Origin of the sequence: Amycolatopsis taiwanensis DSM 45107 (assembly GCF_000519205.1) — a bacterium.
Taxonomy (GTDB): Bacteria; Actinomycetota; Actinomycetes; order Mycobacteriales; family Pseudonocardiaceae; genus Amycolatopsis_E; species Amycolatopsis_E taiwanensis.
In genome coordinates, this window is the sequence record NZ_JAFB01000056.1 from 1 (window position 1) to 25828 (window position 25828).

General features: G+C 66.0%; 28 protein-coding genes and 2 pseudogenes. 13 read left to right on the forward strand and 17 right to left on the reverse strand.

Annotated features, from left to right (window positions below; all coding sequences use genetic code 11):
- From A3CU_RS0133130 to A3CU_RS53700, 7 genes and pseudogenes are all read left to right on the forward strand, one after another.
- Positions 1 to 241: pseudogene (locus A3CU_RS0133130) on the forward strand (IS701 family transposase); the annotation flags it as partial.
- A 759-nt stretch (positions 242 to 1000) separates the two neighbouring features.
- Positions 1001 to 1969, forward strand: coding sequence for an aliphatic amidase (locus tag A3CU_RS0133140; RefSeq protein ID WP_027945871.1), 969 nt, complete (start codon positions 1001 to 1003; stop codon positions 1967 to 1969).
- Positions 1966 to 4212: an AAA family ATPase gene (locus tag A3CU_RS47955; protein WP_052372611.1), complete on the forward strand. Its 2247-nt coding sequence runs from the start codon at positions 1966 to 1968 to the stop codon at positions 4210 to 4212. Before A3CU_RS0133140 ends, A3CU_RS47955 begins: the two co-directional genes overlap by 4 nt.
- Positions 4213 to 4225: 13 nt before the next feature.
- Positions 4226 to 4474, forward strand: a complete 249-nt coding sequence (locus A3CU_RS0133150; protein WP_027945872.1) for a hypothetical protein — start codon at positions 4226 to 4228, stop codon at positions 4472 to 4474.
- Positions 4467 to 5102 carry a hypothetical protein gene (locus tag A3CU_RS0133155; RefSeq protein WP_027945873.1) on the forward strand — a complete coding sequence of 212 codons (636 nt, stop codon included), beginning with the start codon at positions 4467 to 4469 and terminating at the stop codon, positions 5100 to 5102. The genes A3CU_RS0133150 and A3CU_RS0133155 overlap by 8 nt, the downstream gene beginning before the upstream one ends.
- Before the next feature lie 16 nt (positions 5103 to 5118).
- Positions 5119 to 5574, forward strand: a complete 456-nt coding sequence (locus A3CU_RS53695) for a hypothetical protein (protein ID WP_027945874.1) — start codon at positions 5119 to 5121, stop codon at positions 5572 to 5574.
- The gene (locus tag A3CU_RS53700) at positions 5571 to 6008 is read left to right on the forward strand and encodes a glycine cleavage system protein H (RefSeq protein WP_052372613.1); all 438 of its coding nucleotides are present in this window, start codon (positions 5571 to 5573) and stop codon (positions 6006 to 6008) included. The genes A3CU_RS53695 and A3CU_RS53700 overlap by 4 nt, the downstream gene beginning before the upstream one ends.
- Positions 6009 to 6115: 107 nt before the next feature.
- Here the strand turns inward: A3CU_RS53700 and A3CU_RS0133170 are convergent, their stop codons facing one another.
- The 6 genes from A3CU_RS0133170 to A3CU_RS0133195 form a co-directional block, all read right to left on the reverse strand.
- Positions 6116 to 7048 carry an alpha/beta hydrolase family protein gene (locus A3CU_RS0133170; protein WP_027945875.1) on the reverse strand — a complete coding sequence of 311 codons (933 nt, stop codon included), beginning with the start codon at positions 7046 to 7048 and terminating at the stop codon, positions 6116 to 6118.
- 143 nt (positions 7049 to 7191) lie between these two features.
- The gene (locus A3CU_RS0133175) at positions 7192 to 8016 is read right to left on the reverse strand and encodes an ABC transporter permease (protein WP_027945876.1); all 825 of its coding nucleotides are present in this window, start codon (positions 8014 to 8016) and stop codon (positions 7192 to 7194) included.
- Entirely contained in the window at positions 8013 to 8972 is a 960-nt protein-coding gene (locus A3CU_RS0133180; RefSeq protein ID WP_027945877.1) for a daunorubicin resistance protein DrrA family ABC transporter ATP-binding protein, read from the reverse strand. The genes A3CU_RS0133175 and A3CU_RS0133180 overlap by 4 nt, the downstream gene beginning before the upstream one ends.
- Before the next feature lie 30 nt (positions 8973 to 9002).
- Entirely contained in the window at positions 9003 to 9848 is an 846-nt protein-coding gene (locus tag A3CU_RS0133185) for a DUF4097 family beta strand repeat-containing protein (RefSeq protein WP_027945878.1), read from the reverse strand.
- 72 nt (positions 9849 to 9920) lie between these two features.
- On the reverse strand, positions 9921 to 10454 hold the full coding sequence (locus A3CU_RS0133190) for a ribbon-helix-helix protein, CopG family (RefSeq protein ID WP_027945879.1): 534 nt from the start codon (positions 10452 to 10454) through the stop codon (positions 9921 to 9923).
- Positions 10455 to 10671: 217 nt separating this feature from the next.
- The gene (locus tag A3CU_RS0133195; RefSeq protein WP_027945880.1) at positions 10672 to 10875 is read right to left on the reverse strand and encodes a hypothetical protein; all 204 of its coding nucleotides are present in this window, start codon (positions 10873 to 10875) and stop codon (positions 10672 to 10674) included.
- Between the two features lie 497 nt (positions 10876 to 11372).
- Between A3CU_RS0133195 and A3CU_RS55280 the strand changes: the two genes are divergently transcribed.
- Positions 11373 to 11507, forward strand: a complete 135-nt coding sequence (locus tag A3CU_RS55280; RefSeq protein ID WP_281174173.1) for a hypothetical protein — start codon at positions 11373 to 11375, stop codon at positions 11505 to 11507.
- Positions 11508 to 11740: 233 nt separating this feature from the next.
- Here A3CU_RS55280 and A3CU_RS0133205 read toward each other — a convergent pair whose 3' ends face one another.
- Complete coding sequence (locus A3CU_RS0133205; RefSeq protein WP_027945881.1) at positions 11741 to 12643, reverse strand: oxidoreductase; 903 nt, start codon at positions 12641 to 12643, stop codon at positions 11741 to 11743.
- Positions 12644 to 12737: 94 nt separating this feature from the next.
- On the opposite strand from A3CU_RS0133205, the gene A3CU_RS0133210 reads away from it, so the two are divergent.
- Positions 12738 to 13376 (forward strand): helix-turn-helix domain-containing protein, encoded by a 639-nt coding sequence (locus A3CU_RS0133210; RefSeq protein ID WP_027945882.1) that lies wholly within the window; start codon positions 12738 to 12740, stop codon positions 13374 to 13376.
- A gap of 442 nt (positions 13377 to 13818) precedes the next feature.
- Positions 13819 to 14658, forward strand: a complete 840-nt coding sequence (locus tag A3CU_RS0133215; protein ID WP_027945883.1) for a hypothetical protein — start codon at positions 13819 to 13821, stop codon at positions 14656 to 14658.
- A 63-nt stretch (positions 14659 to 14721) separates the two neighbouring features.
- Here the strand turns inward: A3CU_RS0133215 and A3CU_RS0133220 are convergent, their stop codons facing one another.
- Complete coding sequence (locus tag A3CU_RS0133220; RefSeq protein ID WP_027945884.1) at positions 14722 to 15666, reverse strand: SDR family NAD(P)-dependent oxidoreductase; 945 nt, start codon at positions 15664 to 15666, stop codon at positions 14722 to 14724.
- Here A3CU_RS0133220 and A3CU_RS51745 point away from each other — a divergent pair.
- Positions 15665 to 16129 (forward strand): annotated as a pseudogene (locus A3CU_RS51745) (TetR/AcrR family transcriptional regulator); the annotation flags it as partial. The gene A3CU_RS0133220 and the pseudogene A3CU_RS51745 overlap by 2 nt on opposite strands.
- Before the next feature lie 198 nt (positions 16130 to 16327).
- Here the strand turns inward: A3CU_RS51745 and A3CU_RS0133225 are convergent.
- The 8 genes from A3CU_RS0133225 to A3CU_RS0133260 form a co-directional block, all read right to left on the reverse strand.
- Complete coding sequence (locus tag A3CU_RS0133225; protein ID WP_425388298.1) at positions 16328 to 16786, reverse strand: nitroreductase family deazaflavin-dependent oxidoreductase; 459 nt, start codon at positions 16784 to 16786, stop codon at positions 16328 to 16330.
- Positions 16787 to 16788: 2 nt separating this feature from the next.
- Positions 16789 to 17982, reverse strand: a complete 1194-nt coding sequence (locus A3CU_RS0133230; RefSeq protein WP_027945886.1) for an RNA polymerase sigma factor — start codon at positions 17980 to 17982, stop codon at positions 16789 to 16791.
- Entirely contained in the window at positions 17976 to 18323 is a 348-nt protein-coding gene (locus A3CU_RS0133235; RefSeq protein WP_027945887.1) for a YciI family protein, read from the reverse strand. Before A3CU_RS0133235 ends, A3CU_RS0133230 begins: the two co-directional genes overlap by 7 nt.
- A gap of 66 nt (positions 18324 to 18389) precedes the next feature.
- Complete coding sequence (locus A3CU_RS0133240; protein WP_027945888.1) at positions 18390 to 18749, reverse strand: ankyrin repeat domain-containing protein; 360 nt, start codon at positions 18747 to 18749, stop codon at positions 18390 to 18392.
- 385 nt (positions 18750 to 19134) lie between these two features.
- A complete protein-coding gene (locus A3CU_RS0133245; protein ID WP_156960692.1) occupies positions 19135 to 20727 on the reverse strand; it encodes a hypothetical protein in 1593 nt (530 codons plus the stop codon).
- 287 nt (positions 20728 to 21014) lie between these two features.
- Positions 21015 to 21794, reverse strand: a complete 780-nt coding sequence (locus tag A3CU_RS0133250; protein WP_156960693.1) for a methyltransferase domain-containing protein — start codon at positions 21792 to 21794, stop codon at positions 21015 to 21017.
- Positions 21795 to 21822: 28 nt separating this feature from the next.
- Positions 21823 to 22605, reverse strand: a complete 783-nt coding sequence (locus tag A3CU_RS0133255) for a class I SAM-dependent methyltransferase (RefSeq protein WP_027945891.1) — start codon at positions 22603 to 22605, stop codon at positions 21823 to 21825.
- 72 nt (positions 22606 to 22677) lie between these two features.
- Positions 22678 to 22947, reverse strand: a complete 270-nt coding sequence (locus A3CU_RS0133260; protein WP_156960694.1) for a hypothetical protein — start codon at positions 22945 to 22947, stop codon at positions 22678 to 22680.
- Positions 22948 to 23334: 387 nt separating this feature from the next.
- Here A3CU_RS0133260 and A3CU_RS0133265 point away from each other — a divergent pair, with 387 nt between their 5' ends.
- Together A3CU_RS0133265 and A3CU_RS0133275 are read left to right on the forward strand one after the other, a co-directional pair.
- Entirely contained in the window at positions 23335 to 23961 is a 627-nt protein-coding gene (locus tag A3CU_RS0133265; RefSeq protein WP_027945893.1) for a class I SAM-dependent methyltransferase, read from the forward strand.
- A gap of 809 nt (positions 23962 to 24770) precedes the next feature.
- Positions 24771 to 25490 (forward strand): class I SAM-dependent methyltransferase, encoded by a 720-nt coding sequence (locus A3CU_RS0133275; protein ID WP_245617461.1) that lies wholly within the window; start codon positions 24771 to 24773, stop codon positions 25488 to 25490.
- On the opposite strand, the gene A3CU_RS54115 is transcribed toward A3CU_RS0133275, so the two are convergent.
- Positions 25491 to 25640, reverse strand: a complete 150-nt coding sequence (locus A3CU_RS54115) for an MBL fold metallo-hydrolase (RefSeq protein ID WP_156960695.1) — start codon at positions 25638 to 25640, stop codon at positions 25491 to 25493.
- Positions 25641 to 25828: the final 188 nt, after the last annotated feature.

Sequence of the window (25828 nt, forward strand, 5' to 3'; positions counted from 1 at the left end):
CCTCTGTTACGGTCCCCGCCGCGCCACCCTGCTGGACCTGGGCTGGATCGCCGGGTCCAAGTGGCGAATCGAGGAATGCTTCCAGCAAGCCAAAAACGAGGCCGGGCTCGACCACTACCAGGTCCGCAGCTGGCGGGCGTGGTATGCCCACATCACCCTCGCGATGCTCGCCCATGCCTGGCTCGCCGCGACCAAAACCCTGACCGTAAAAGGGGAATCGGCACACGCGATCAGGGNATGATCGCCTACACCCTACCCGAGATCCGCCGCCTGTTGATCAACCTGGTCCACCGCTACNTTCCCGACACCTGGCACGTCTGGCACTGGTCCTGCTGGCGCCGACGCCGCCAACACCAAGCCAGACTCAGCCACTACAAACGACGCGGCTACCCACTCACCTAAGTGCCGTTGCAGTACTAACCGCCTCCACACTGCGCCGTATCCGGATCCGTCACGGACAGCGCGCACGCCGGGCTAACGAGCGCGGTAGGTGACCCAGCGCCAAATGTCTGCCACCCTCGGCAACGCAACTACGTCTGGAAGGTGACGACGGGGAACCACAGAATTCTCCGGAGCCTTGAACAGGGCAGCTTTGCCGGAGTAGCGAAAGCACATCGACACCTCCCGCACACCTCCATCACCGAGGCCACCAGCGCGGGTACTTGCCAAACAGCCATCATGCGGCGAATGCTATGAGCATCGGGGCGCACATGAGCTGCCTGCCACCGCTCGTGGCAGTCAGCGACCGCGACTGCCCCGGACAGGGCACCGCCGATGCGGTTCCCCAATCGAAGAGAAAACGAAGAACAGGGTTCAACCAAAAACATGAATCGTGTTTGGCATGGCGTTGCAGGTTTTCGACAGACGCGGCCATAGCAAGATCTTCACCGCCGAGCGCCGATGATGGCGGAAGACAGTGACCATGACGCCGCAACGCAAGGCAGCACGTGTTTGATCATATCGGCTCGTTGTCCTCCTGATTCCTGAAGGGAGTATCGAAATGGCAATGGGGACGATTTCCTCCTCGCCGGACACGGTCGGCGTGGCGGTGGTCAACTACCAGGTGCCGGTCGTGGAGACGAGGCAGGAGGTGCTGGAGAACTGCCAGAAGATCGCCCGGATGGTATGGGGTACCAAGCGGGGGTTCCCCGGCCTGGATCTCATCATCTTCCCGGAATACAGCACGCAGGGCTTCCACCCCACCAAGTGGAAGGACCTGACCACCACTGTGGACGGTCCGGAGGTGGAGATCTTCGCCAAGGCGTGCGTGGAAAACAAGGTCTGGGGAGTTTTCTCGCTCACCGGCGAGGAGAACCCGGACGGCAACCCGTTCAACACCCTCCTGTTGATCAACGACAAGGGCGAGGTGGTACTCAAGCATCACAAGGTACTGCCGTGGGTGCCGATGGAACCCTGGTATCCCGGCGACACGACGACGGTGGGTGAAGGACCCAAGGGCCTCAAGGTCGGTCTCGTCATCTGTTACGAGGGCAACCACCCCGAAATGTTCCGCGACACCGTGATGAAGGGTGCGGAGTTGGTCGTTCGCTGCCAGGGCTACATGTATCCCTCACGAGACCAGCAGAAGATCGTTCAGCAGTGCCGTGCCTGGGAGAACCTGACCTACGTGGCGGTTTCCAACATGGCGGGCCGCGACCTGGTGTACTCCTACTTCGGCAACTCGATGCTGGTCGACTTCGACGGCAGCATGCTCGCCGAATGTGGCACCGCTCCGGACGAGGTGACCTACGCGTTGCTGTCCCTGTCGGCGGTACGTGACGCCCGGCAGACCTGGACGGCGGAGAACCACCTGTTCAACACGCTGCACCGCGGCTACACCGCGTTGCCGCCGGACGGGTTGGCGGAGTGCCCGTTCGACTTCTACAAGCTGTGGGTCAACGAGCCCCAGCGGGCCAAGGAACTGGTCGAGTCGCTGACCCGGCCGACCGCTATCCCGGTGGAGGCATGACGTCCGATTCCGGAACCGTCCAGGACACCGATCACGAGCGGGACTCCGGCGGGATCGTGCTGCGGGTGGCAGAGGCCCCGTTGGAGGATGTCGACCGGGGCACCGCTCGGATCGACGGTTATCTGCTCGCCCGCATTGGCGTGCGGCCGGGCATGGTGGTGGCGATCAGCGGGGAGCGGCGGACCGTGGCCGTCGCTCACCCCGCGCCGCCGCAGTGGCAGGGCACGCACCAGATCATGATGGACGGCATGGTGCGGGAAAACGCCCGCGCCGTCGTCGGTGAACCCGTCACGGTTTCCGCCATCGACGCCCAGCCCGCGGCAACAGTGCTGATCGAACCGCTGGACGCGGGCACGTTCGGTGCCCGCGAGGTGGCCGAGATTCGCGACGCGCTGGTGGGCCGGGCCATGGTCTACGGCGACCGGCTGAAGGTGACGGTGTTCTCCAAGCGTGGTCACCTGTTCCAGGTCGCCGGTACGCAACCGGAAACCGCCGTGGTCGCCGGTCCTTTCACCGACGTCCGCATCAAGCGGGACCCGGCGACCCTGGCCAGCCAGCCGCCGTTGTTCAAGATCAAATACGAGGACATCGGCGGCCTCGAGGACGAGGTGCTGCGGGTCCGGGAGCTGGTCGAACTCCCGTTGAAGTATCCGGCGCTGTTCGCCCGGCTCAAGATCGAACCGCCGAAGGGGGTGCTGCTCTACGGACCACCGGGTTCGGGCAAGACGCTCATCGCCCGCGCGGTGGCCAGCGAGGTCAAGGCGCACTTCATCCACGTCAACGGGCCCGAGATCATCCACAAGTTCTACGGCGAAAGCGAGGCGAAGCTGCGGGAAATCTTCGAGGAGGCGCACCGGCGCGCCCCCTCGGTGATCTTTCTCGACGAGATCGACGCGATCGCGCCACGCCGGATCGATGTCTCCGGCGAGGTCGAAAAACGGGTCGTCGCCCAACTGCTGGCGTCCATGGACGGCCTGGTGTCCCGCGGCGAGGTCGTGGTCATCGGTGCGACGAACCTGCCCGAGGCGGTCGACCCCGCGTTACGCCGGCCCGGCCGGTTCGACCGGGAAATCCCGGTCAACGTGCCGACCCGCACGGGACGCCTGCGCATCCTCCAGATCCACTCCCGCGGCATGCCCCTGGCCGACGACGTCGACCTGGAGGCGCTGGCCGAGATCACGCACGGCTTCGTCGGCGCCGACCTGGAAGCCCTGTGCAAGGAAGCGGGCATGCTCGCCATTCGCGACTGCTTCGCCGAACTCGACGCGACCGACGCGGCCAGCACCGAATCGCTGGCCGAGGGCACCAGCATCCGGGCCGAGCACTTCGCCGAGGCGCTGAAGGCCATCGAGCCCACCACAACCCGCGAGTTCTTCCTGGAACGACCCAACGTGCGCTGGGAAGACATCGGCGGCCTGGAGCACATCCGGCGCACGGTCTCCTCCGCCCTGCAACTCCCCCGCGCTCATCCGTCCCTGTTCACCCAGGCCGGTATCCGGCCGCCGACCGGTTTCCTGTTCGCCGGACCGTCCGGGACCGGCAAGTCGCTCACGGTGAAGGCACTTGCCACCGAGACCGGGCTGCGACTGATCACTGTGGACGCCGCTTCACTGCTGTCGAAATGGGTCGGCGAGTCCGAAAAGGGACTGCGCGAAGTCTTCAAGAAGGCCAAGCAATCCGCCCCGTGCATCCTGTTCTTCGACGGGCTCGACGGGCTGGTGCCCATCCGTCATGGCCACCCCGAAATGGAGGGCGGGCTCTCCGACCGGCTGGCCCGCCAGTTCTTCAGCGAACTGGACGAGGCCGTCGAGTTCGGCAACGTGGTCCTCATCGGCGCCACGAACCGCCCCGACCTGATCGACCCGGCCGTGCTACGCCCCGGCCGGCTGGGATACACGGTGAACTTCTCCCTGCCGGACCAGAACCAGCGGGAGCGCATCCTGGACGTCCAGCTACGAAAGATGCGCTTGGCCCCGGAGGTGAACCTGTCCGAAATGGCCGGCGAGATGAAAGGCTTGTCCGGCGCGGAAATCGCGGGACTGTGCCAGCGCGCGGCGCTGGCCGAGATCGAACGCTTCGTGGAGCGGCACGGCAGCGCGGCCGAAGAGAAAGCCGCCCGCGGCGAACTCGTGCTCTCCGCCGAGGCGCTGCGCGACTCCATAACCGCGCTGCACGCGAAGCATCGGACACATACCACCACCACCAACCTGCCGGAGGTGCCCAGCGATGCCCACTTGTCCTAGGTGCGAACAACCCATGACGGCCGACCGCCGGATCAGCATCGGCGGAATCACCGACAAACCGGTGCACTGGCACTGTGCCAGCGATCCCGTCGAGGCCGAGGCCGTCCATCCCGTGCAAATGGTCCACCTTCATGTGGGCGCGGAAGAAGACCACGACGGCAAATCGTTCCGGATCATCCACCTGGACATGATCGGCGCCGAACTCATGGTGTACCGCGAAGTCATCACCCCGGCATCGCACGGGCGGGCTCGCCATGACTGACAGCTCACCACACACGTCACGGCAGCTCCCGCTCGACGAAGGCTATTCCGAGTACCTCCACGACCTGAACGCCCTCATGCGCGACGATCCCGATCTCGCCGACATCGCGGCCGTCCGCGCCTTCGTCGAGGCGAACAAGTCCCGCTTCGGGCCCCGTACCGCCCGGGCAACCCTGGAGGCCGACCCCGACCAGTTGCGCATGCTCGTCCACGTCATGGTGCTCGCCGCTTCGGAACTGGCGGACCTGCACGAGGGCAGCCGCAACTGGCTGACCGCACACGGGCGCACGATGCCACCCTGGGACGCCACCGTACCCCGGACGGCACAGCGCCTGATCACCTTCGGCAACAAGGTCTACGGCGTGGTGGAGTGGGAACCCACCTCCCGCGTCGAACTCAACGACGATCTCGACGAACCCGAGCGGCGCTGGGCGACCGCGCTCGCGATCGGGATCGGCGAACGTCCACAATGGACCAACGACGAAGTGTCGCGATACGCCGCCTACCTCACCCTCGGCACCAGCTCCTTCGCCGACGAACGACCCCGGAGCGACGAAGAACTGGCCGCACGGCACCAAGTCCCGGTCGAGGCCGTGCGCTACCGCCGCGAACTCGCCGACGTCCTGTGAGCCCGGTGAGCCGACCGTGAGCAAGTTCCTGCACACCGGATGGCACGAGTTCCTCCTGCCCGTGCTCTCGTGCCGGGAAACCACCGAGTACCTGCGTGTCTGGCTGGACATGGCCGCCGTCGTCCCCATGCTCCGCGAACTCGATCTGGCCTACGGCGATCGCGAACACCCCTACGCGCTCGACCCGCGCCAGATCCCCCAGGCTCAGGCAGGGCTGCTCGCCAAGGTCGCGCAGCATCTGCTCGACCACCCCGGCGCACTCCGGCGAGCAGCCGCCTCGCGGGCATTCGCCACCGAACTCGCGGATCGGTTCGCAGTCTCACCGGCCGCCGGCGCACTGCCCTACCCGCCCTTCATCGACCAGGTCGACCTGGAACCCCACCAGGTCGAAATGGCGCTTCCCCTCATCATCGACCGCGCCCTCTTCCAGGCACCGACCGCCGACGGGCCGGCCGGGGAAGGAGCCCCATGACCGAACATCACGCCGGCAACAACGATGTCCGCTACACCGCCGACCACCTCTGGCTCCGCCCCACCGGCGACGGCCTCACCCTCGGCATCACCGAACGCATCGCCGAAACACTCACCCTGGTCAACGCCGTCGACCTCCCGGAACTCGGTCCACTGGAGACGAACGCGGAACTCGCTCTCATCGACGCACAAAAGGTCGCCTGGGCGCTTTCCGCGCCGTTCGCCCTCCACGTGACCGAAGTCAACGACCGATTGCGCACGAACCCGATACTGGTCCGCACCGACCCCCGCGGCGACGGCTGGCTCATCCGCTGCACCCTCGACCACCCCGGCGACTGGGCCACGCTGCTGGACGAGACCTCGTACCAAGCGCACGTCCAGCGCGAACGAGAAGCAATCGAAAACGCACCGCGCAACCCGGACTCCATCACCTGAAATCCACCAGGATTGCCTGCCGGCTCCCCAGGTTTTCATTATGAAATCCAGAAACCGGGGCAGTGCTACCGCAGTGTCACCAAACACACTGTTCGATCGGCCAGTGCCTACTGCTTGAGAAAGGCCGTGAGCATGGGCAGGAATCCTGGCGCGAGCTGGTCACGCCGAGCGACCCCATGGCGAGGGTCGCCAGTGAACAGGCCGTGGTCTGCGCCGGGGAACACCGCTATTCCGTGCCGGTGTCGCTCAACGTCCGGCAGGGCTGCCGCAATTCTGGCAACGCTGGTGGCCACGGGCACCGAGTCGTCGCTTCCGCCGAAGAGCGCGAGCACGGGACAACTCAGTCCGGGAAGCAGCTCCGCCGGATCGATGTCCATGCTGCGCGCGAAGAACGCCGCCGTGGCCGGGGTGGCGGTGGCCTGGACCGCCACCCGGTACCAGGGCCGGTCGGCGTAGTGCCGCTGAGCGGCGATCACCTCTTCGACCGGTTCGCCGGCGCGGAGCCTGCTGGTTCGCTCGTCCACCCAGGCCATGCCTTCAGCGTGGTCCTCCCCATCCACCCCGTCACGGCGAAGCCAACTGTCGATGCGCATGCGTTCCTGCTCGGCCATGCTCACGCCGGGACCGCTGATCGTCACGACCCGGTCGATCGCTTCCGGCGCCGTTCTCGCTGCCAGCAACGACACCCAGCCGCCCTGGCTCCACCCGATCAAGCCAATCCGATGACGATCGACACCCCGCCACCCGCGCAGCACTTCGACCGCGGCCAACGCCTCAGCCGCCCGATCGGCGAAGGACTGCGTCCGCCAGTCCCCAGGCGACTGCCCGCAACCAGGCTTGTCGTGCACCAGCACGGCGACACCACACTCACTGATCCACTCGGGCCAGCCGCCCCAGTCCTCGATGCCCCCGCACCCACTGCCATCGACGAACACCAGGCCCGGAACCGGACGGTCGGACCTCGGTCGCCGCACGGCCGCACGCAAGTCACCGGCTGTGCTGGGAACAACGGTCGATTCGACGATGACGTCAGCCCCCATTGGTCGACCGTAACAGGCGCCGCCGCCTCGACTGACCAAATTCGGCAAATCGACACTCCTGCATTCGCACACCGGAAGCCTCACAGCATCTCAAAGGCAAGCGCCACGGGCACGAATTCATGCCATCCGTGTCGCGCAGGCCGTCAGCGGCGGAACTCGCGGTTGAACAGTCGTTTCGACCAGACGTAGCCGCCGAGGGCGATCACGGCGCACCAGGCGAGCGCGATCCACGCGTTGTTCCCGATCGGCTTGTCCATCAGCAGGCCGCGCAGGGTTTCGATGATCGGCGTGAACGGCTGGTACTCGGCGAACCAGCGTAGCCCGGCCGGCATGGAATCGGTGGGGACGAACCCGCTGCCCAGAAAGGGCAGCAGAATCAGCGGCATGGGCAGATTGCTCGCCGTCTCGACGCTCTTGCTCACCTGGCCGAGCGCGACGGAGAGCCAGACCAGCGCGAAGGTCACCACCGCCAGGAAACCGGCCGTGGCCAGCCACCCGCCCAGCCCGGCGACGGGCCGGAAGCCGACCAGCAGCGCAACGCCGAGCACGATCGCCAAGCTGATCATTGCCTGGATCACGCTGCCGAGGACATGCCCGGTCAGCACCGAGATGCGGGCGATGTGCATGGTGCGGAACCGGGCGATGACGCCCTCGGTCATGTCCATGGCGACCGAGATCGCGGTCCCTTGGACGATGGCCGTCACGGTCATCAGAATGATCGCGGGCGCGAGGTAGTTGGCGTACTCGGCGCGCCCGCCGGTCGGCCCGCCGATCCCGGCGCCCAGCGTGCCGCCGAACACGTAGACGAACAGCAGCAGGAAGACGATCGGCATCCCGACGAGCATCAGGGTCATCGACGGGTACCGCAACATGTGCTTGATGTTGCGGCGCAACATGGTCGCCGAGTCGCGCAGCGGGTGGAACTCAAGGCCCGCTGGGGCCGGGCCGGTGAGGGTGTGGGTGCTCATCGAGTGGTCACCTTCTCGTTGGTGGAGTTGCCGGTGAGGGCAAGGAAGACGTCGTCGAGATCGGGGGTGTGCACGGACAGCTCCTCGACCTCGATGGCACGGTCGTCGAGCCGGTCGATCAAGGTCTTCAGCGAGCGCAGGCTGCCGTCGCTGGGCACTCGCAGGGCGAGCGCGTCGTTGTCGCGTGAGGCGTGGCCAAGGGCGCTCATGGCCGTGTCGAGACCCTGCGGGTCGGCGAACCGCAGGCGAACGTGCCCACCGGGGATGCGGCGCTTCAGCTCGTCCGCGGTCCCCTCGGCGACCAGCCGGCCGTGGTCGAGTACCGCGATCCGGTCGGCCAGCTCGTCGGCTTCGTCCAGATACTGCGTGGTCAGGAAGATGGTGACGCCGCCGGCCACCAACTCCCGGACGATCTGCCACATGTTCCGGCGGCTACGCGGGTCCAGCCCGGTGGTCGGCTCGTCGAGGAAGATCACCTGCGGGCTGCCGAGCAGGGTCATCGCCAGGTCGAGCCGCCGCCGCATGCCGCCGGAATAGGTTGATGCCGGCTTCTTGCCCGCGTCGACCAGGTCGAACTGTTCGAGCAACTGGGCGGCGCGCCGCCGCCTTTCGCCCCGGGCGAGGTGGTGCAGATCCGCCATGAGCAGCAGGTTCTCCTCGCCGGTGAGCAGGTTGTCCACCGCCGAGAACTGACCGGTGACACCGATCGCGGCGCGCACCGCGTCGGGTTCCCGGGCGAGGTCGTGCCCGGCGACCTGGACGTCACCGGCGTCGGCACTGATCAAAGTGGACAGAATCTTGACCGTGGTGGTCTTCCCTGCACCGTTCGCACCGAGCAGTGAGAAGACCGTTCCCCGTTGCACGTTCAGGTCGAGACCGTCGAGCACGACCTGGTCGCCGAACGACTTGCGGAGGCCGGTGGCCGCGATCGCCGGCCGGGATTGCTTGCTGGTCATGGTTTCCCTTTCTCCAGGGCCAGGAATGAATCAGGAACGGCGGATCGTGATGTCGCCATAGGAGGTACGCCCGCGCACCTCGACGGTCTCGTCGGACTCTCCGGGCTCGCCGGCGCTCTCCAGCAGGTTGCGCACGTGCCCGAATCCGGTGTTCACCTCCAGCCAGGCGGCGGTGCCCTCGGCAATGCCGACCTCCAGGTCACCCATCGCGGTCGCGAGCACGACCGAACCGCGGATCACCTCGCCGAGGCGGATGCCGCCGTTGGACGTCTTCGCGTCCACACCGGCGCCGGCCCGCTCGACGGAGATGTCGCCGTTGGCCGAGCGCACCCGCACTTCGCCGGTGACCGCGTCGATCGTGGTGTCGCCGTTGGAGTTCTTGACCACCACGGTGCCCTGCACCTCACCGATCCGGACCTTCCCGGAGCCGGTGGAGATCTCGGTGTCGCCCGCGATGCCATCGGCAGTGATGTGACCCGCAGCCGTGTCCACACGCAACGGGCCGGTTCGTTCGAGCCGGACGTTCCCGGCCGAGGTCTTGAACCGGCACTCCCCGAGCCGGCCGGCACCGCGGAAGTCCCCCGCCTGTATCTCGGCCGACACCAGGGAACCGGCGGGCAGTTCGATGGACACGTCGACCGACCTGGTCTTGCGGGAGAAGTCGAAAGCGCGCAACTTCGGCCCGATGACCTGGAGCACGCCGTTGGTGTAGTCGACACGGACCTGCCGTGCGGCTTTCACGTCGGACTCGTCGGCTTCGTCGCTCGGGCGGACTTCGACAACGGTGTCGGTCCGGTCGCTCGCGGTGATCCGCACGTCGCCGACACCGAGTTCGAGCGTGACGGAAATCGGTTCGGGCGTCTCGTAATTTGGCATGGTCGTCCCCTCAGCATGGGTAGTTGAGCCATCCCCGCAGGTCGGGGACGTGATGTAGGAAAAGCGGTGCGATTAGCGCACCCAGCCGGTGAAGCGCTGCTTGGTTCGTTTGCTACTGCCACGTGGCTCGGGGCGTTGATCGCGATCGGACCGCTGCAAGGCGGCGGCCGCCGCCCGGACCAGCCAGGCGTTGACCGAGCGTCCCTCCCTGGCCGCGACCTCCTCGATCGCGGCCTTGAGCTGCTCGGGCAGGCGTACGTTGATCCGCGCGGCGGGGCCCTCCTCGGCGATCAGAAGACCGCTGTCCGGTGCGGTGTCTTCCGTTACCGCGGTGTCCTCGGCCGCGATTTCGAGCGACTCGGGGGGTGGCGACGTCACGACGAAGTTCGGATCGCGGCCGCGCAGGCGCAACTCCACCGAACCCGGAGCCAGGTCCCGGGTGATCTCGTCGGCGGCAGCCGACAGCGCGTCCAGCAGGGTCATCCGGATCGCCGACTCGAGCGACCCGGTCAGGCGCTCGACCAGCGCACGCGCCTCGTCACCGCCGGCTTCGGCAAGCGTGGCGAACTCACGACCGAGGTTGCTCACATACGAGGTCAAGTCCATGGTGCCATCATGGCACATTCATGGTGCCATGACAAGCCACCATGGCTCATGATGGCTCAGCTGCGGCACCACTTGGCATCACATAAAGGAAAAGTGCTGGTCAGGGCTGAGCCGATCGATGACCGGCGTTAATTTGATGGCCCCGGACCGGGGTGTCTCGGGGCCATCGACGCGCCAACTTGTGCTGCGCGTGCCGTCGTTGTCTGGGTGGTTGCTGTCACGCGGTCGCAGTCGAGCTCCCCACGCGGAGCAAGAAGACCCGGAGGACGAGCGCGGTCTCCATGCCACACAAGGTCACGCCGAGGGCGGCGTGAGCGGCGAGTGAGCTCTCCAGGCCCAGTGCGACCTGGGTGAAGGTGGCCACCAGGATGCCGATGGTCGCCAGGAGCGGCCACTTCAGCCATCGGTTGCGGCGCCACACCAGGATGGCAGCGAAGGAGCACCGCCGGTCCGACTCTGATCACCATTGCCGCGACCGGGACGTCTTGGCGGGACCTCGCGGTGCAGGACGTAGCCCGGCAGGCCATACAGAAACTCGACTTCCCTTCGGCGCACCGAAGCCGCGGTCTTCGTCACTAGGCGCCAGCACGGGGCCGCCCACGCCCTGGACGGCCGTATAGGTCGTTATACATTCTTTCGCCGGCCCGAACCCGGAACTCGCCCCACTGAACCCGGAACTCAGCCGCCTGAACCCGGAACTCAGCCGCCTGAACCCGGAACTCAGCCGCCTGAACCCGGAACTCAGCCGCCTGAACCGGGGACACGCCCGACGTCGGCGTGTCCCCGGTTCAGGCGCGCGAAATCCCGGTTAGGGCGCGCGAAATCCGGGTTGGGGCAGGCGAAATCCCGGTTGGGGCATCTGGCCGGTCCGAGCACGGCCAGGCCACGCAGTGACCGATGTCGGTCGGGGCACCCGTGGTGCCCATCGACATCATCGGCGCCCCGGACATCGACACCATCGGCGGCCCGACCATCGAACCCGGCGTCGGAAAATCGGACGGGTCTACAAAGGACGATCAACAAAGCGGCGACACCCAAGAGCCGCCATTCTGAGTCCACGACACCAAGTCACGAAGACTGCCGGCGGGCACATCGCCGTCATCCTGTCACCGCAGGGTTGATCAGGGTCGATCCGTGGCGGCGGACGAGTTGGTAAGCCTTGTCCCATCGAGTCGACAATCGCCGGGCCCTGACCGACCAGTCCTCGGTGCCCATTCGCTCCTGACCTGAGCCCACCACCAGGACGAACACGCCCGAATGAGGCCATTGTTCGTCCCGGCGAATATTCAGCCGGCCGTTTCCAAGCGGGTCATGTCCTCGTCGGTCAGCCGTAACCCGGCCGCCGCCACGTTTTCGCGCAGATGTGCCGGGTTTCCGGTGCCGGGGATGGCGAGAACGTTCGGTCCCTTGTGGAGCGTCCAGGCGAGCCGGACCTGCGCCGCGGATACTCCGTGGCTGTTGGCGACTTCGGCGACCACATCTGCGCTGGTGTCGTCGGCGGGGCTGGAGGGCAACGCGCCCGGCACGGCGGCAGCGATAGCGAAGAATGGCACAAAAGCGATGTTGTTGTCCGCGCACAGCTCCATAAGTGCGTCGTCCTCACGACGCGTACCGAGTCCGTACTGGTTTTGTACGCACACCACTGGTGCGATCGCGAGCGCCTCCTTAAGGTGCTCGGGACCGACGTTCGAGATTCCGAGGTGCCGGATGAGGCCTTCCTGCTGGAGCTCGGCTAGGGCCTCGAACCGCTGCTTGATGGAGCCTTCGCCGCGCTCCAGCCCCTGGCCGATGCGGAGGTTGACGACATCGAGGTGGTCGAGACCGAGCTGGCGGATGTTCTCCTCGACCTGACCACGCAGATCGTCCTTCGTTTCCGCACCGAGCCAGTTGCCGGACGGGTCACGGCCGGGGCCGACCTTCGTGGTGATGACCAGGTCGTCCGGGTAGGGAGCGAGAGCGGTGTTGATCAGCTCGTTGGCGGAGCGGAGGTTGGAGAAGTAGAAGGCGGCGGTGTCGATGTGGTTGACACCCAGCTCTATCGCCTTCTGCAGGACCGCGATGGCTTGCTTGCGGTCACTGGGGCTGCCGTCGGCCTTGGCCATGAGCCGCATGGCGCCGAACCCGAGGCGGTTGACGGTGCGGTCACCGAGTTCCCACGTCCCGGCGGCGCCGGCGTTGATCGTTGTCATGACGCCAGCTTGCTCACGGGAAGTTCGGCCCGCTGGAAATGGCAACTTCTTGCCGACTTTGCCGGGCCGGTTGCGCTTACGGAACACTGGTGTCATGAGTGTTGACGGTGTGCGTGTCCTGGACGGCGAGGAGGAAGTGTTCGCCCGCACGGCCCACCTCTTCGCGACGGCCAGCGAGATCTGGTGCGCGGCGCAGGACCTGCACACTTGGTCCATCACCAGGCAGCCCCCTGGTGATGCGCCGGTTTCCACGCCCCGGCTGCGGAAGCTGTACCGGCCGGGGGTGCTGTTGAACCCTTCGATGGCCCAGCACCTGCGGGTCGTCGCGGCTTCGCCGGACGCCGAGGTTCGCATCACGCCGGACGACATCAACGAAACGATCATCATCGACCGGCGGTTCGCCATCCTCGCGGGCAACGTGCGCGACGGCCGACGCGGCTACGGCGTGGTGTCAGAGCCCGCGCTGGTGCAGAACGTCGCTTCCTTGTTCGAAGCAGCCTGGCGATCGGCCACCGACCTCGCGGTGTACGACGCGCAGCACGCAGAGCTGTGCGAGCTGGCTCCGCGGGTGCTGGAACTGCTGGCGTCCGGCTGCAAGGACGAGACAGCGGCTCGACAGGTCGGCTTGGGCGTGCGGACTTACCGGCGGCGGGTGGCGGAACTGATGAACGCGCTGGGCGCGGAATCCCGCTTCCAGGCCGGCGCCCGAGCACGGGACCTCGGCCTGATCTAGCCCGGGCCTTTCACGGTCCGCCGCTTGGCTGTGCGCCGGTTTGTTGCTGCTCGTCGGCGTCGGCGTCTGCTTCTCGCGCCAGTTCCGAAACAGCAGGCTCTGACGAGCCCGCGCCCGAGGCCGGCCTCGCAGTCGGCCGCGGAACAGATCGTCCAGTGTGGACGGTGTTTCGAGGCTGAATACATCAGATGACCTACGCCTGCTGCGATTTCTACTCGCGCAGAACTCCCAGGAAGGGCAATTGCAACAATGCTCGCCGGCATTCCGCGACGAACAGGCATCGGTTGGCCAGTGCCAGGTGGCCCTCGACCGGCTTCTTGCGCGGCCGGCCGACATTCCGACGCCCTGGGCCGGCCGCCGGGCCCGTCAGCCGTGGCACCATACAAATGCGGAAGCGTTCCGCACCTCGAATCGGCACCGGACCGCGAAAGGAAGGTCAACGATGACCATCGTGACGCACGCACGCGAGGCTGATCGGATCGGCAACGGCGAGACCGCGCTGGAGCGGAGACCGATCGATCTCACCCCGGTGGAAGGCGACTGGGTCAGCACCACCGGACTCGCCGGCGGCGTCTCCCGGTTCCGTGCACGCGGCCATAACGGGTCCCTGCTGATCAGCGCGAGCGGTTACGGCGCGACGAGGGAGGGCGACTGGGGCGAGGTGCCGGCGCAGGCCTTCGCGAACACCCTGCGGCCCGGCCCCGGCCATGCCTTCACCGCGTTCGTCGCCACCTTCGACGGCGCGCAGGTCCGGACTCAGCTGGAGTCCTACCTGGCACTGGGCCTGGCGACCGGGCACGCCTTCCACCGGTTCGCCGAGGGCTCGGGCCGGCGCGACTACTTCACCCGCGAGTTCTACATCCCGGCGACGGGCAGCCGGCGACCGGCCGAACCCGGCGGCGCCGATATCCACCCGCTGCTGCGGACCGGCGCCAACGAACCGGGCGCGCTGCTCGGTACCTGGGACGCCCTGGCTCCGACCGTGACCAAAGGCATCTACTCGCTGGAGGTCGTGCCCGACGGCGAAGACGTCCTCGTACAGGCCTACGGCGTGGGCGCCGACGGGCCGGTCGACTGGGGCACGACCCGCGCGGAGCTGTACGCAGACGCGCATTACCTCGACAACGCGCCCGCCTTCCTCGCCACCTTCGACCACGGGTACATGCAGGTGCATCTGCAGGGACGCATCAACCGAGGCTCCCTCGTCGTCTGCATCTTCACCACGTTCACCGACGACAGCGGGCGCTCAGACTACTTCGTCCGGGAATGTTTCGGCCGCTGAGCAAAGGCCCGCCGCTCGGCGGCCGGTGCGTGGCTCGGCCGAGTCAGTCACCGAGCTGACCTGTCAATGCGCGAAAGGATCGATGCCGGTGAGGTCGACGCTGGCGGTCCACAGCTGAGTTGCCGTCTCGGTGTCAGCCAGTACTCCCCGCACCGGCTCGAGCCGGGGTTCACCACGAAATCCGAGCATCCGTGGACCCCACAACTGCCCGCCCCGGACGACTGGATCGAGGACCGCCCGGACCGCGGGCCATGCGGCGGCGTGCTTGCCCTGCAGGAGGACGCCGGCGGGCAGGCCGCGCAGGCGTTGGCCCGTGGTCCGGACGTGGACGGGCGGACGGGACGGAGTGAGCGGGTCCAGCGCGCCACCCGGATGGTTCACCACGCTCACGGTCGTGTATCCCGCGGCCCGCAGGCGACGGTCGAGTTCGAACCCGAACAGCATTTGGGCCAGCTTTGACCGGGCGTAGGCGTCCTTCGGCCGGTATCCGCGGGTGACTTGGAGGTCAGAAAGGTCCAGCCGCGCCGATTTCGCTACGAAGCTGCCGGTGGTGACGACGCGACCGGCTGGGGCCGCCGACAGCAGCGGGGCCAGCCATCCGGTCAACGCGAAGTGCCCCAGGTGGTTGGTGGCGAACATCAACTCGTAACCGTCCCGGGTTTCGCACCGTCGCGGATGGTCGAGCAGCACACCGGCGTTGCACACGACCGCATCGAGGCGATCCAACCCCAGCGCGTCCACCGAGGGTTTGAGCGTGGCCAGGTCGGCCAGGTCCAGGGCCAGGTGACGCACCCTCGCCTCGGAGACGCGGGACCGGATCGCCGTCATGGCGGCAGTGGCCTTCGCAGCGTCGCGACTGCCCAGGACGACGGTGGCTCCGGTGCCGGCGAGTTGTTCGGCGACGAAGTAGCCGATACCCGCGTTTCCGCCGGTGACCAGGAAGTTCTTGCCCTCGGCCGAGGGAGGTCGATGGACGTCCCAGTGCTGCGCGGCGGTGAGAAACGGCATGTCGGCTCCCGTGAGTCGGCGGTCGGTCGGACAGGAGCGCGCGGCTCCCAGCCATGAGCGGAAGAAGGCCGCCACGCGCCAAGGCCTCGCTGCCGCGGCCCAGCGGCTGTTCCTGGAGCGGGGGTTCGACAAGGTCACCGTCGCTGAGATCGCCGAGGCCTCGGACACTGCGGTCTCCACGTTGTTCGCACACTTCCCTGGTGGGAAGGAGGCGCTGGTCCTCGGTAACAGCGACGAACGTGAGCAGGCTCTGACGGCCGCGGTGCGACAACGCCCGGCAGATGTCTCCGTGCTGCAGGCCCTGCGGGACTTCCTCGCCACACGAGGCCCGTTCGACCCCGACCCCGAGCCGGAGGCGCGTCGGATCGCCGCACTCGTGATCGCCACACCGGCTTTACGAGCCCATGCCAGGGCACTGTGGACCAGCTGCGAAGTCGCGCTGACCCGGGTCATCGCCGAGCAGACCGGCCGGGACGCCGACGACTTGTCCCTGCGCCTACTCGCCCGCTACGTCCTGGAAATCCCCGATCTCGCCGGAACGGAACCGGACCCGACCGCCGCCCTGGACACCGCTTTCGCCCACCTCCAGCGCGGCTGGCCAGCCTGTAACTCAATGATCTTGGTCGGGGCCGGCCACGATGAGTGTCGCCGGCCACGCCCGTCACTTCGGGTCGAGCACGAACACCGGGATCTGCCGGTCGGTCTTCTTCTGGTACTCGGCATAGGAGGGGTAGGCCGCGACCGCCCGCTCCCACCACTCGGCCCGCTCCGCGCCCTCGACCTCACGCGCGACGTAGACCTTGGTCACGGTCCCGTCCTGCAGCGGGAACTCGGGGTGCGCCTTGATGTTGTAATACCAGTTCGGGTGCTCAGGGGCACCGCCCTTGGACGCCACAACGGCGTAGCTGCCGGCATGTTCCACCCTCATCACCGGGGTGTAGCGCAACGTGCCGGTCTTCGCGCCGCGCAACGTCAACAGCACGACCGGCGACCCGAGCACCTCGACGCCCTCGGTGGTCCCGGTCTCCAGGATCTTCTTCGTCTGGCCCTGCACCCATTCCGAGGGGCTGAGCTCCACAGTCTCGTCTGTCACGCCCAGGATCAACACCGCGAGGCCCACGCTCATTCCATCGCACAGCCTGTGGCGGCGGCCAGTTCCGTCAGCCGGCGTTCGAGGAAGCGCCGTTCAGCGCCGTCGTCGGTGAGTTGTCTGGCACGTCGGTAGGCGTCACGTGCCTCGTCGGTGCGTCCGAGTCGTCGCAAGAGTTCGGCCTTGGTCGAGTGCAGGTAGCGGAAGTCGTCGAGGCCGAGTTGGTCGACGATGCGCAGGCCGGCCTCGGGGCCTTCGGTCTCGGCGATGGCGATGGCGCGGTTGAGCTCCACGACGGGCGAGCCGGTCAGGCGGGCGAGCTGGCCGTACAGGGCCGCGATCTGCGCCCAGTCGCACGGCACCTCGACGTGCAACGAGGCGATGGCGGCCTGCAGAACATACGGTCCGCGGCCGCGCAGGGCGAGCGCCCGGTCCAGCTCGGCGCGTCCAGCGGCGATCTGCTCGGTGTTCCACCGTGACCGGTCCTGATCGCCGAGCAGCACGAGCTCGCCGTCACTGAACCGCGTCTCGCGACGAGAATCGTGCAAGAGCATCATTGCCAGCAGCCCATGCACCTCGGGGTCGTCCGGAAGCAGTTCGGCGAGCGCGCGTCCCAACCAGATTGCCTCCGCCGCGAGTTCGTCGCGGCCACCGTAGCCTTCGTTGAAGATCAGGTACACGACGGCGAGAACGGCGTCGAGACGCTCGCGGAGCAGGTGGGCGGGTGGCACGCGAAACGGGATCCCCGCTGCTTTGATCTTGCGTTTGGCCCGCACCAGCCGCTGCGCCATCGTGCGCTCCGGGACCAGGAAGGCGCGGGCGATCTCGTCGGTGGTGAGCCCGCCGAGGGTGCGCAGAGTGAGCGCGACCTGCGCCTCGATTGCGAGCGCCGGGTGACAGCAGGTGAAGATGAGTTCCAGGCGCTCGTCGGGAAACGTCGTCGTGTTCATCGGCACCTCCGCACGATTGCCGGCGACGAGCAGGCCGAACTTGGTCGCGAGGACCCGGTCGCGGCGGATCTGGTCCGTCGCCCGGTTCCGAGCCGTGGTGATCAACCAGGCGCGCGGGTTGCTGGGGACGCCGTCGCGTGGCCATCGGTCGGCGGCCATCGCGAACGCCTCCTGCGCGGCTTCCTCGGCGAGGTCGAAGTCGCCGAGGAAGCCGATCAGGGTGGCCAGGACGCGGCCCCATTCCTCGCGGAAGACCTGGCCGAGCGTCGTTACCAATACACCTCCGAGGGGCGGATCTCGACGGCGCCACCGTAGCGTGCCGCCGGGACGCGGGCAGCCACCTCGATGGCCGCGTCGAGGTCGTCGGCTTCCAGGATGAACAAGCTACCCACGGACTCCTTCATCCCGACGAACGGGCCATCCGTGGTCAGGGTCTTGCCGCCCTCGACGCGGACCGTTGTCGCGTTCTCGGGCAGGCCCATCGGCGGCACGGGAGTGACGCCCGGCGTCTGGTGGATCCCCTGGTAGTCGGCGTGGACCTGTTTCTGCTCCTCCTCGGACAGCGTGGCCTGCCGCTCAAGCGCGTCGCCTTGATAGACGAGCATGACGTACTTCATCGCTTCCTCCTCGTTGCTACCAGATGATCGCGCAGTCCCTGATGCCGTGTGACGGGCGGCGCGGCATCAGGCCAGGGATTCGAGATATTTCTGGGTTTCCGCCTTCTTGAAGTACTGCGCCCAGCCCGCCGGCTGCGCGCCGAACTGTGGTTCGCGGGCGGTGCGGTCGGCACCGTGCTCGACCAGCAGGTGCGCGACCGACAGCTCACCCGCTGCCGCCGCATAATGCAAAGGGGTGGCGCCGGCGGAGCTGACGCCGTTGACCTCGAAACCAAGGTTGACCAGCAGCCGGACGGCTGACCAGTTGCGCGCCTCGGCCATCCGCGTAACCAGGCCCGCGTGCTTGTCGCGCAGCCCGGGATCGGCGGCCAGCATCGACTGGATCGTCGTTTCGTCCGCGGCCTCGACAGCTTGTACGAACTCCATTGTGCACTCCTGGAGGTGATTGGGCGCTCATACCCATGAGCTACGTGTGAGCCCCGAACCGGTAGCACCAGGCCCCGGCGGGTCACGCAGTAAGACGAACGACAAGCCAGGAAATCGACAGCTCGGCACCGGAAATCTTGACCTCCCCCGAGGCGCGCGCCCGAACACCCGATGCGGACGAGCCAGACCGCCTGGCCGAGCGCCACCACGTGCAGGTTTGCCGTGATGCCGATGGCGACGAGATCGCGCCGAGTCCGCGGCCTAGGAGCTTGAGGGTGCCCGCACAGGTGGGAGACCACAACCTCGGCAACTGCTACGCGAACCAGATGGCACGGGCTCCATGGTTCGCGTAGCTGGTCCTCCTGCCGCGACCTCGAATCAGATGCTATTTGAACATTTTGTCAAGTTCCTGAGAAGCCTTTTCCATGGCCTCTTTGGCCGAAGCGTCCTGTCGCTCGAGGTAGTTCGCGGCGGAAATCAAATATTCTCCCACCTCTACCACTTGCGTCGCGGTCGTATCGAGGATACGTACCAGATGATCGCGAACCGGGCTCCAATTTTCCCACGGACCGGTCAGGCCGATACCGATCGCGACACCACCAGGAAGTTCCGGGCGCTCCCACGCCGAACTCGTCGAGAAGGTGTCTTGCACTCCCCGGGAGACGCCTTGAAGTTCTTGCCCGAGTTCATCGGCAAATGTTTTCCCCGCATCGCGAAGGCGCTCGAATTCGACGCTGATATCCACGTCTTGCTTGGTATTCGGCGCCGTGTCTTCCTGAACATCGCTCACCTCCATGGTGAAGCAGGTTTTGTAGGTCTTGGCTGCCACGTCATATACCGCTTGATCGTTGTCCAGGTGCGACCGGGCTACCCCCAGCATGTCGATGCTGTCGGCCTCGTCAATCTCGATCTGAGGCTCGAGACCGCTGGTTCGATCACTGTTGAGTGCCGATTCGGTTGACCGGAGAATTTCCTCCGCCGACCCACCTTGGATCGCCACCTCGAGGTCGAGCACATCCTTGCCACCGTTCTTGATCTCCTCCAGGATGGCATCCGCACTCGCAAGAATGATTCCGGTAGCGGCCAGTCCGATGGAGGCAGGTGTTGGCATGGCAATCAACCCCATTGCGCCTACGACCCAGCCGGCACTCTTGATGATGGCCTGGACGTCGATCCTACCCGCATCGCGAGACATCTTCTTCGTGGCGTACCAGCCTATTTCCATGACGCTGAGCCGCGCGTTTTGCCACATTTTTCCCATGCCGTCGAGCTGGGCGGCCAATAATTCGCCAAGCACGAACAGGTTCAGGAAGGTTCCCTGCAACGGAATGACGAACCGGTCGATGGGGCCGTTGATTTGTGGTGCCCACATTCTTTCGGGCGGCGTGGTACCTTGCGCTCCCGGATCGTGCTCGACAAGGCCAAGACTACGACATGCCGCATAGTAGGGCTCACCCGGAACGCTCATGGTCTCGAGCGGCTTGATCGCGTCCCGGAGACGACTGGCGGCTTCCCAGAAGTTTTTCTCATACGGCATGTGGTCGACCTGGTCCCAGCCGGTGAAAACCTCGTCCACCCGGTTCACCCATTTTCGGTAGAGCCCCTGGACCTCAAATGTCCCAGAATTCGGTGGATCCGCCCAGACATCGAACGTCTCGGACGTGCGATTACCTTGGTAATCTTCCACGTATGCCGTTCTGTCCGTTATCTCGTTTCGCTTTTGTGAAACCGGGGGCAGACGATGATGCGTCATCCACGTCGGTGGCTCGTACCCAGGTTCCTGCTCCCGGTCATGCAATATCGCGTCGTGATCGAACGAGATGCGATATCCCTCGTCCGGACTTCCGGCGAAACAACGCATCGCGCCTTCACCGCGTACGCTGTCCCAGACATCTCTGTCTATTGTCGCGCGAACCAGCCCCCATTTCATTGCCTCGATACCGTCTCGCGTGTAGGACTCTCGACGATCATTGGCCATGGTTGCGTTATCCCCCTCGCGACCGCGTTGTCGAAGATCATTCTAAGTTTGCCAACGTGGCATGGGGGAATATACAACGAAACGGAGCTTATTGACAGTCTCAGCCGCCGGTCTGCGACCTCGGCCGTGGACGCGTTGCCGCCGCCCACCGGATCCGCGGCCGCTACCCCGCACCGCGCATGGGCCCATGGTCGACGGCGCCGTAGTCGAGCATCCGCTTGTCCCAAGGCACATCGAGGAAGTCGAGAGCTCGCGGGTGACCCGGAACGGTGACTCATCGGCCTGGACTAGCGGGCCCGGCGGCTGGCCTTGTCGATGACGAGGCAGTGGAACCGTTCCGGTGGCACCGGGTCGAGGACCTTGCCCTGGGGAAAGAGCTTTTGCATGTACGCCGGTGTACAGAAGGTGATGTAAAAGCGGTTCGGTTTGTCGGCGGACACGCCGTCCTCGTCGGGATCCAAGATCAACTCGTCGTCGTTGACGACGGTGGTCCAGGTCAGCTCGGTCTGCTCAGCCCGCGCGAGCAGACCGGCCACATCCATATCGGGCTTGGTCGCCCGGCGGGCCTCCAGCCGCCACTGCAGGTTCGACCTGCCTGGCGACTCATTTTCCCGGGCCCATCCCGGCGGTGGGGTGAACGTTGGGTCGATGAAGGAGAATGCGGCCTTTCCGTCGTCGGTCAGGAAGCCGAGGAGCTGTTCGGCGAACTCCAGCGTCTCCACCTTGCTCACGTGCGTGAAGATCGACCAGCCGACGATGAAGTCGAACTTTCCGAGGTCGGGGATGGGCAGCCCGGGTGTACCCGTCGAGTTGTACTCGAAGTTGTACCGGTCGTAGAAGACGAAGTTCGCCCTCGGGTGCCGCCGTTTGCCTTCGGTGACGGAGTCGCGAGAAACATCGATCGACCAGTACTTCTCGTGTTCGATCGTGCAGTTCGGGTCGAGCAGGATGTTCCCCACGTTCCCCCCGAAGTCGAGTACCCGCTTACCGGCCCAATCCGGATGCCCCAACTGACGGTCGAAATAGGCGAACTGGCCCATGCGCGACGAGATCCAGGTAGTGGTCAACGTTACCTCCTCCAACCGGTCGCTGCTGCTAACCTCGGCGGCCGGCCTTGTCGATGACCAGGCAGTGCATCCGTACGGGTGCGACTGGGTCGACGATCTGCCCGTTCGGGAACAACTGCCGCATGTACGCCGGTGTGCAGAACGTGTCGCAATGGCGGTTGGGCCGGTCGTCGGTCAGGCCCCCGGCAGCGCCGAAGAACAGTTCGCCGTTGGTCAGCGTGACCCAGGTCAGCTCGGTTTGTTCGGCCGCCCGCGCGATCAGCGCCGGCACATCGGTGTCCGGGAATTCTTCCTGGTGTCGCCGCAGCCGCCACTGAAGGTTGGACATCCTGGTGGGGGCGTACTTGTTGGCGAAGGCGTCGGCGTTATCCAGCGGAGGCTGCCACAGCGGGTCCATGAAGGAGAATGCGGCCTTTCCGTCGTCGGTCAGGAAGTCGAGGAGCTGTTCGGCGAACTCCAGCATCTCCGCCTGGGGGACGTGAGTGAAGACGGAGTGTCCCACAATGAAATCGAACTTCCCGAGGTCGGGAATGGGCAGTTTGGGTGTCCCCGTCGGATTGAACTCGAAGTTGTACCGGTCGTAGAAGACGAAGTTCGCTCTCGGGTGCCGCCGTTTGCCTTCGGTGATGGAATCGCGGGAGACGTCGATCGACCAGTACTTTCCGTGTTCGATCGTGCAGTTCGGGTCGAGCAGGATGTTCCCCACGTTCCCCCCGAAGTCGAGTACCCGCCTACCGGCCCAATCCGGATGCCCCAACTGGCGGTCGAAATACGCGAACTGGCCGTAGGCCCCCGAGATATGCGTTGACATGACGTACTTCTCCTTGCGCCGAGTTTTCTCCCGCTACTCAAACAGCAACGCCGGCACGCAGCCGTTGCCCGCTTACTGAAACGATCCCGGCTCGCCGGCAAGGCGGCGGTGCAGGTTGGCGATGAGCGATCGGGTTCGCGCGGTGACCGCGGGACGCCGCTGGAAACGATCGATGCCGAACCCGCCGGGCATCAGATTCGCGGTGACCTGGAGCAGTTCCTCACGGTCCTCCGCGGGCAAGCACACCTGCCAGGTCTCCGGTCGATCCGCAAGCTCGGAACCCGACCATCCGCCGGAAACCGGTTCGAGCGCCCGTTCCTCGAGTGCGGGTGCCGGGACCATCGCCGCCATCCCTTCTGCCCGTCTCGGTCCCAAGCCGAGTCACTTCGGCGGCCCGTTGCATTATCAACGCGGGCCCGACCGGTAATATATTGCAATTCGACGCGCCTCAAAAGAGTTATTGCAGTTGTCCGCAAAAGTTCATTTTCGGTGATTTGTCGATATTTTGCCGAAAGTGGCGATTCTTTTGCTTCTCCTGAATGGGCACAACAGCCACCGTACAGACCGTTCGGCGCATGACATTACTCCTAATTCACTCCCAGCCGTGCTCCCCCACGGTCGGCGGCTTGCGGTGCAGTTGCACGCGTCAAACCCTCGGCGGGCTCGTACGGGCCGGCGGCGACGCATTAGGCTGGCCACGACGATCGCCGGAGAGAAGGGCGAAACGACATGAGCTCGTTCGACGAGAAGGCCGCGACCTGGGACGACCAAGCCAAGACCAAGCGTGCTCACGTAGTGGCGGCGGCCATTCGCCGGGCAGTGAACCCGACCGGAGCGACCCGCGTCCTCGAGTACGGAGCCGGCACCGGCCTCGTGTCACAGGAACTCGCCGGCAGCGTCGGTCCGCTCACCCTCGCCGACCCGTCAAAGGGCATGCGGGAGGTCATGCACTCCAAGCTGGCCACGGGAGCCCTGCCCGCGAGCAGTCGCATCTGGGACCTGGACCTCTCCGCCGGACGCATCCCCGACGAGCGCTTCGACCTGGTCGTCACGGTGATGACGCTGCACCACATCCCGGACCTCACACCCGTGCTCGACGGCTTCGCGAGACTCCTCGACAGCGGCGGCCATCTGTGCGTGGTCGACCTCGTCAAAGAGGACGGCTCGTTCCACCACGACGGCGACTTCCACGGCCACCACGGGTTCGACACCCAGGATCTGTCCACCAAGCTCGAGTCGGCCGGGTTCACCGATGTCCACGTCGAGCAGGTTTACGAAGTGGTCAAGGACGGGGCCACCTACCCCCTCTTCCTGGCCACCTGCACGAAAGTGGGCTGTGAGGCCCCATCCTCCTAGAGCCTGTATCGAAGTCGGTTGGGGTGAGCTCGGCTGATTCTGGTTCTTCCCAAACCCCCGGAACTCGCCACAAACCCAGAACTCACCCGCCGGAACCCAGAACTCACCTCCCCCGCCCCAGAACTCGCCCGCCCGAACCCAGAACTCGCCCACCTGAACCCGGAACTCACCCTCCCGAACCGGGGACACGCCAGCACCGGGCGTGTCCCCGGCTCAGGCACGCGAATTCCCGGTCCAGGTACCCGAATTCCCGGCTCAGGCAGACGAATTCCCGGTCCAGCCGGGCGTGTCCGCAGGAACACAGCGCCGTCGCCACCAGCCATGAAAAACTCGCCCACGCTACAAACCCGCCATCCACCTCGCTGCGATCAACGAACGACTCTGATCGACATGCATACAGATCCCAGGGCCACGGCGAGGCGCAAAATATTTCTTGCATTCACAGGTGTCATCTCGTTCGCAGGTCATCCGTGCGGTTGCGGGGCTGCCAGGACGAATTTCCACTATCGAATTCTCCTGGACGCTTTGACTCACAAGCTTCGGGGAGTATCCACTGACGGTTGACTTTTGCTGACGACGAGGTTATCGAGTGGCGTTCCAAGGTGATCAGTTTCGTCGGGAGCTCATGGAACCCCAGGTCACTCGTAGCGCATGGACATCGAGCAAACGAGGGCGCCGAGCTTGAGGTACGGCCACTACGGCCACCTCGACGGGAGCAACACCACGCGTGACCGTCGATGGATCTGTTCGGCTCCGTCGGATTGGTACACCGTGTTCGGAGTTCGGTCTGGTAGTGAAATGCTGTCGGGGTGGATGACCAGGGCCTACCGGTGGGGCTGCTCGATGATGTGACGTTGGAGAGGTCGGCGGTGGTGGCAAACTGCGCCATGAACCGCGAGCGGCAGTTGGCCGGGGTCAACAGCTACACCCGGGAGTTGGGGTTCAACCCGGTCGACGTGCTCGCCGCCCGGCTCGCGGAGGCAGGGGTGCAGGGCGTGGCCTGGCTGGACCTGTGCTGCGGCAGCGGCCGTGCCTTGACCCAAGCTGCCGGACAACTTCGCGACGCAGGCCTCGGTGGCCAGGTCACCCTCGTCGGGGTCGACTTGGTCGACGCGTTCGCCGCTGCACCACAGCCCACGGCGGGGCTGTCGCTGATCTGTACCTCGATCACCACGTGGACCCCGAACCGGGCCTTCGACCTGATTACCTGTGTGCACGGACTGCACTACGTCGGTGACAAGCTCGCTGTGCTCACCCGTGCCGCCGGATGGCTGGCCGACACCGGCCAACTCGTCGCCGACCTCGACCTCGCCGGCATCCGCTTACCCGACGGTCGTCCAGCCGGGCGGCGCCTTTCCACCCGGCTACGCGCGGCCGGGTTCACCTATGATCCACGCCGCCACCGCATCAACCGCACTGGCACTTGCCATGCGCGCCTGCCCTACACCTACCTCGGCGCCGACGACCGGGCAGGAGCCAACTACACCGGCCAGCCCGCGGTGCACTCCTACTACGCCGAGACGGGATGATCACTTGCGGATTCCGCGTAGCCTTCCCAGCCCACCTGCGTGGTCGAAGTGGCCGTGGCCGAGCACCACGCTGTGCAGCCCGCCCAGGTTCCGCTCGCTGCCCGCGAGCAGCCCGTCCAAGACGTTGTCGACCAGCGTAGTGATCTCCACAGCCTCACCGGCCGGAGCATGATCGGATCCACTGCCGGGCCGGGGGCTTCCCGAGACATCGCGGCCAGGGCGTCACGGGCGTCGCCCAGTTCGTCGCACATGCGGGGAGCCCAAGAGGTCCGAACAGCATGGATCGAATCCCAACAGCCGTCCAGGTACCACACGACGGCTCTTCAACAACAATTCCG

Bases quoted from the DNA above. Each gene is read 5' to 3' on its own strand.
- A3CU_RS0133140 (WP_027945871.1), top strand. From the start codon at position 1,001: ATGGCAATGGGGACGATTTCCTCCTCGCCGGACACGGTCGGCGTGGCG.
- A3CU_RS47955 (WP_052372611.1), top strand. From the start codon at position 1,966: ATGACGTCCGATTCCGGAACCGTCCAGGACACCGATCACGAGCGGGAC.
- A3CU_RS0133150 (WP_027945872.1), top strand. From the start codon at position 4,226: ATGACGGCCGACCGCCGGATCAGCATCGGCGGAATCACCGACAAACCG.
- A3CU_RS0133155 (WP_027945873.1), top strand. From the start codon at position 4,467: ATGACTGACAGCTCACCACACACGTCACGGCAGCTCCCGCTCGACGAA.
- A3CU_RS53700 (WP_052372613.1), top strand. From the start codon at position 5,571: ATGACCGAACATCACGCCGGCAACAACGATGTCCGCTACACCGCCGAC.
- A3CU_RS0133170 (WP_027945875.1), bottom strand. From the start codon at position 7,048: ATGGGGGCTGACGTCATCGTCGAATCGACCGTTGTTCCCAGCACAGCC.
- A3CU_RS0133175 (WP_027945876.1), bottom strand. From the start codon at position 8,016: ATGAGCACCCACACCCTCACCGGCCCGGCCCCAGCGGGCCTTGAGTTC.
- A3CU_RS0133180 (WP_027945877.1), bottom strand. From the start codon at position 8,972: ATGACCAGCAAGCAATCCCGGCCGGCGATCGCGGCCACCGGCCTCCGC.
- A3CU_RS0133185 (WP_027945878.1), bottom strand. From the start codon at position 9,848: ATGCCAAATTACGAGACGCCCGAACCGATTTCCGTCACGCTCGAACTC.
- A3CU_RS0133190 (WP_027945879.1), bottom strand. From the start codon at position 10,454: ATGGACTTGACCTCGTATGTGAGCAACCTCGGTCGTGAGTTCGCCACG.
- A3CU_RS0133205 (WP_027945881.1), bottom strand. From the start codon at position 12,643: ATGACAACGATCAACGCCGGCGCCGCCGGGACGTGGGAACTCGGTGAC.
- A3CU_RS0133210 (WP_027945882.1), top strand. From the start codon at position 12,738: ATGAGTGTTGACGGTGTGCGTGTCCTGGACGGCGAGGAGGAAGTGTTC.
- A3CU_RS0133215 (WP_027945883.1), top strand. From the start codon at position 13,819: ATGACCATCGTGACGCACGCACGCGAGGCTGATCGGATCGGCAACGGC.
- A3CU_RS0133220 (WP_027945884.1), bottom strand. From the start codon at position 15,666: ATGCCGTTTCTCACCGCCGCGCAGCACTGGGACGTCCATCGACCTCCC.
- A3CU_RS0133235 (WP_027945887.1), bottom strand. From the start codon at position 18,323: ATGAAGTACGTCATGCTCGTCTATCAAGGCGACGCGCTTGAGCGGCAG.
- A3CU_RS0133240 (WP_027945888.1), bottom strand. From the start codon at position 18,749: ATGGAGTTCGTACAAGCTGTCGAGGCCGCGGACGAAACGACGATCCAG.
- A3CU_RS0133245 (WP_156960692.1), bottom strand. From the start codon at position 20,727: ATGGCCAATGATCGTCGAGAGTCCTACACGCGAGACGGTATCGAGGCA.
- A3CU_RS0133255 (WP_027945891.1), bottom strand. From the start codon at position 22,605: ATGTCAACGCATATCTCGGGGGCCTACGGCCAGTTCGCGTATTTCGAC.
- A3CU_RS0133260 (WP_156960694.1), bottom strand. From the start codon at position 22,947: ATGGTCCCGGCACCCGCACTCGAGGAACGGGCGCTCGAACCGGTTTCC.
- A3CU_RS0133265 (WP_027945893.1), top strand. From the start codon at position 23,335: ATGAGCTCGTTCGACGAGAAGGCCGCGACCTGGGACGACCAAGCCAAG.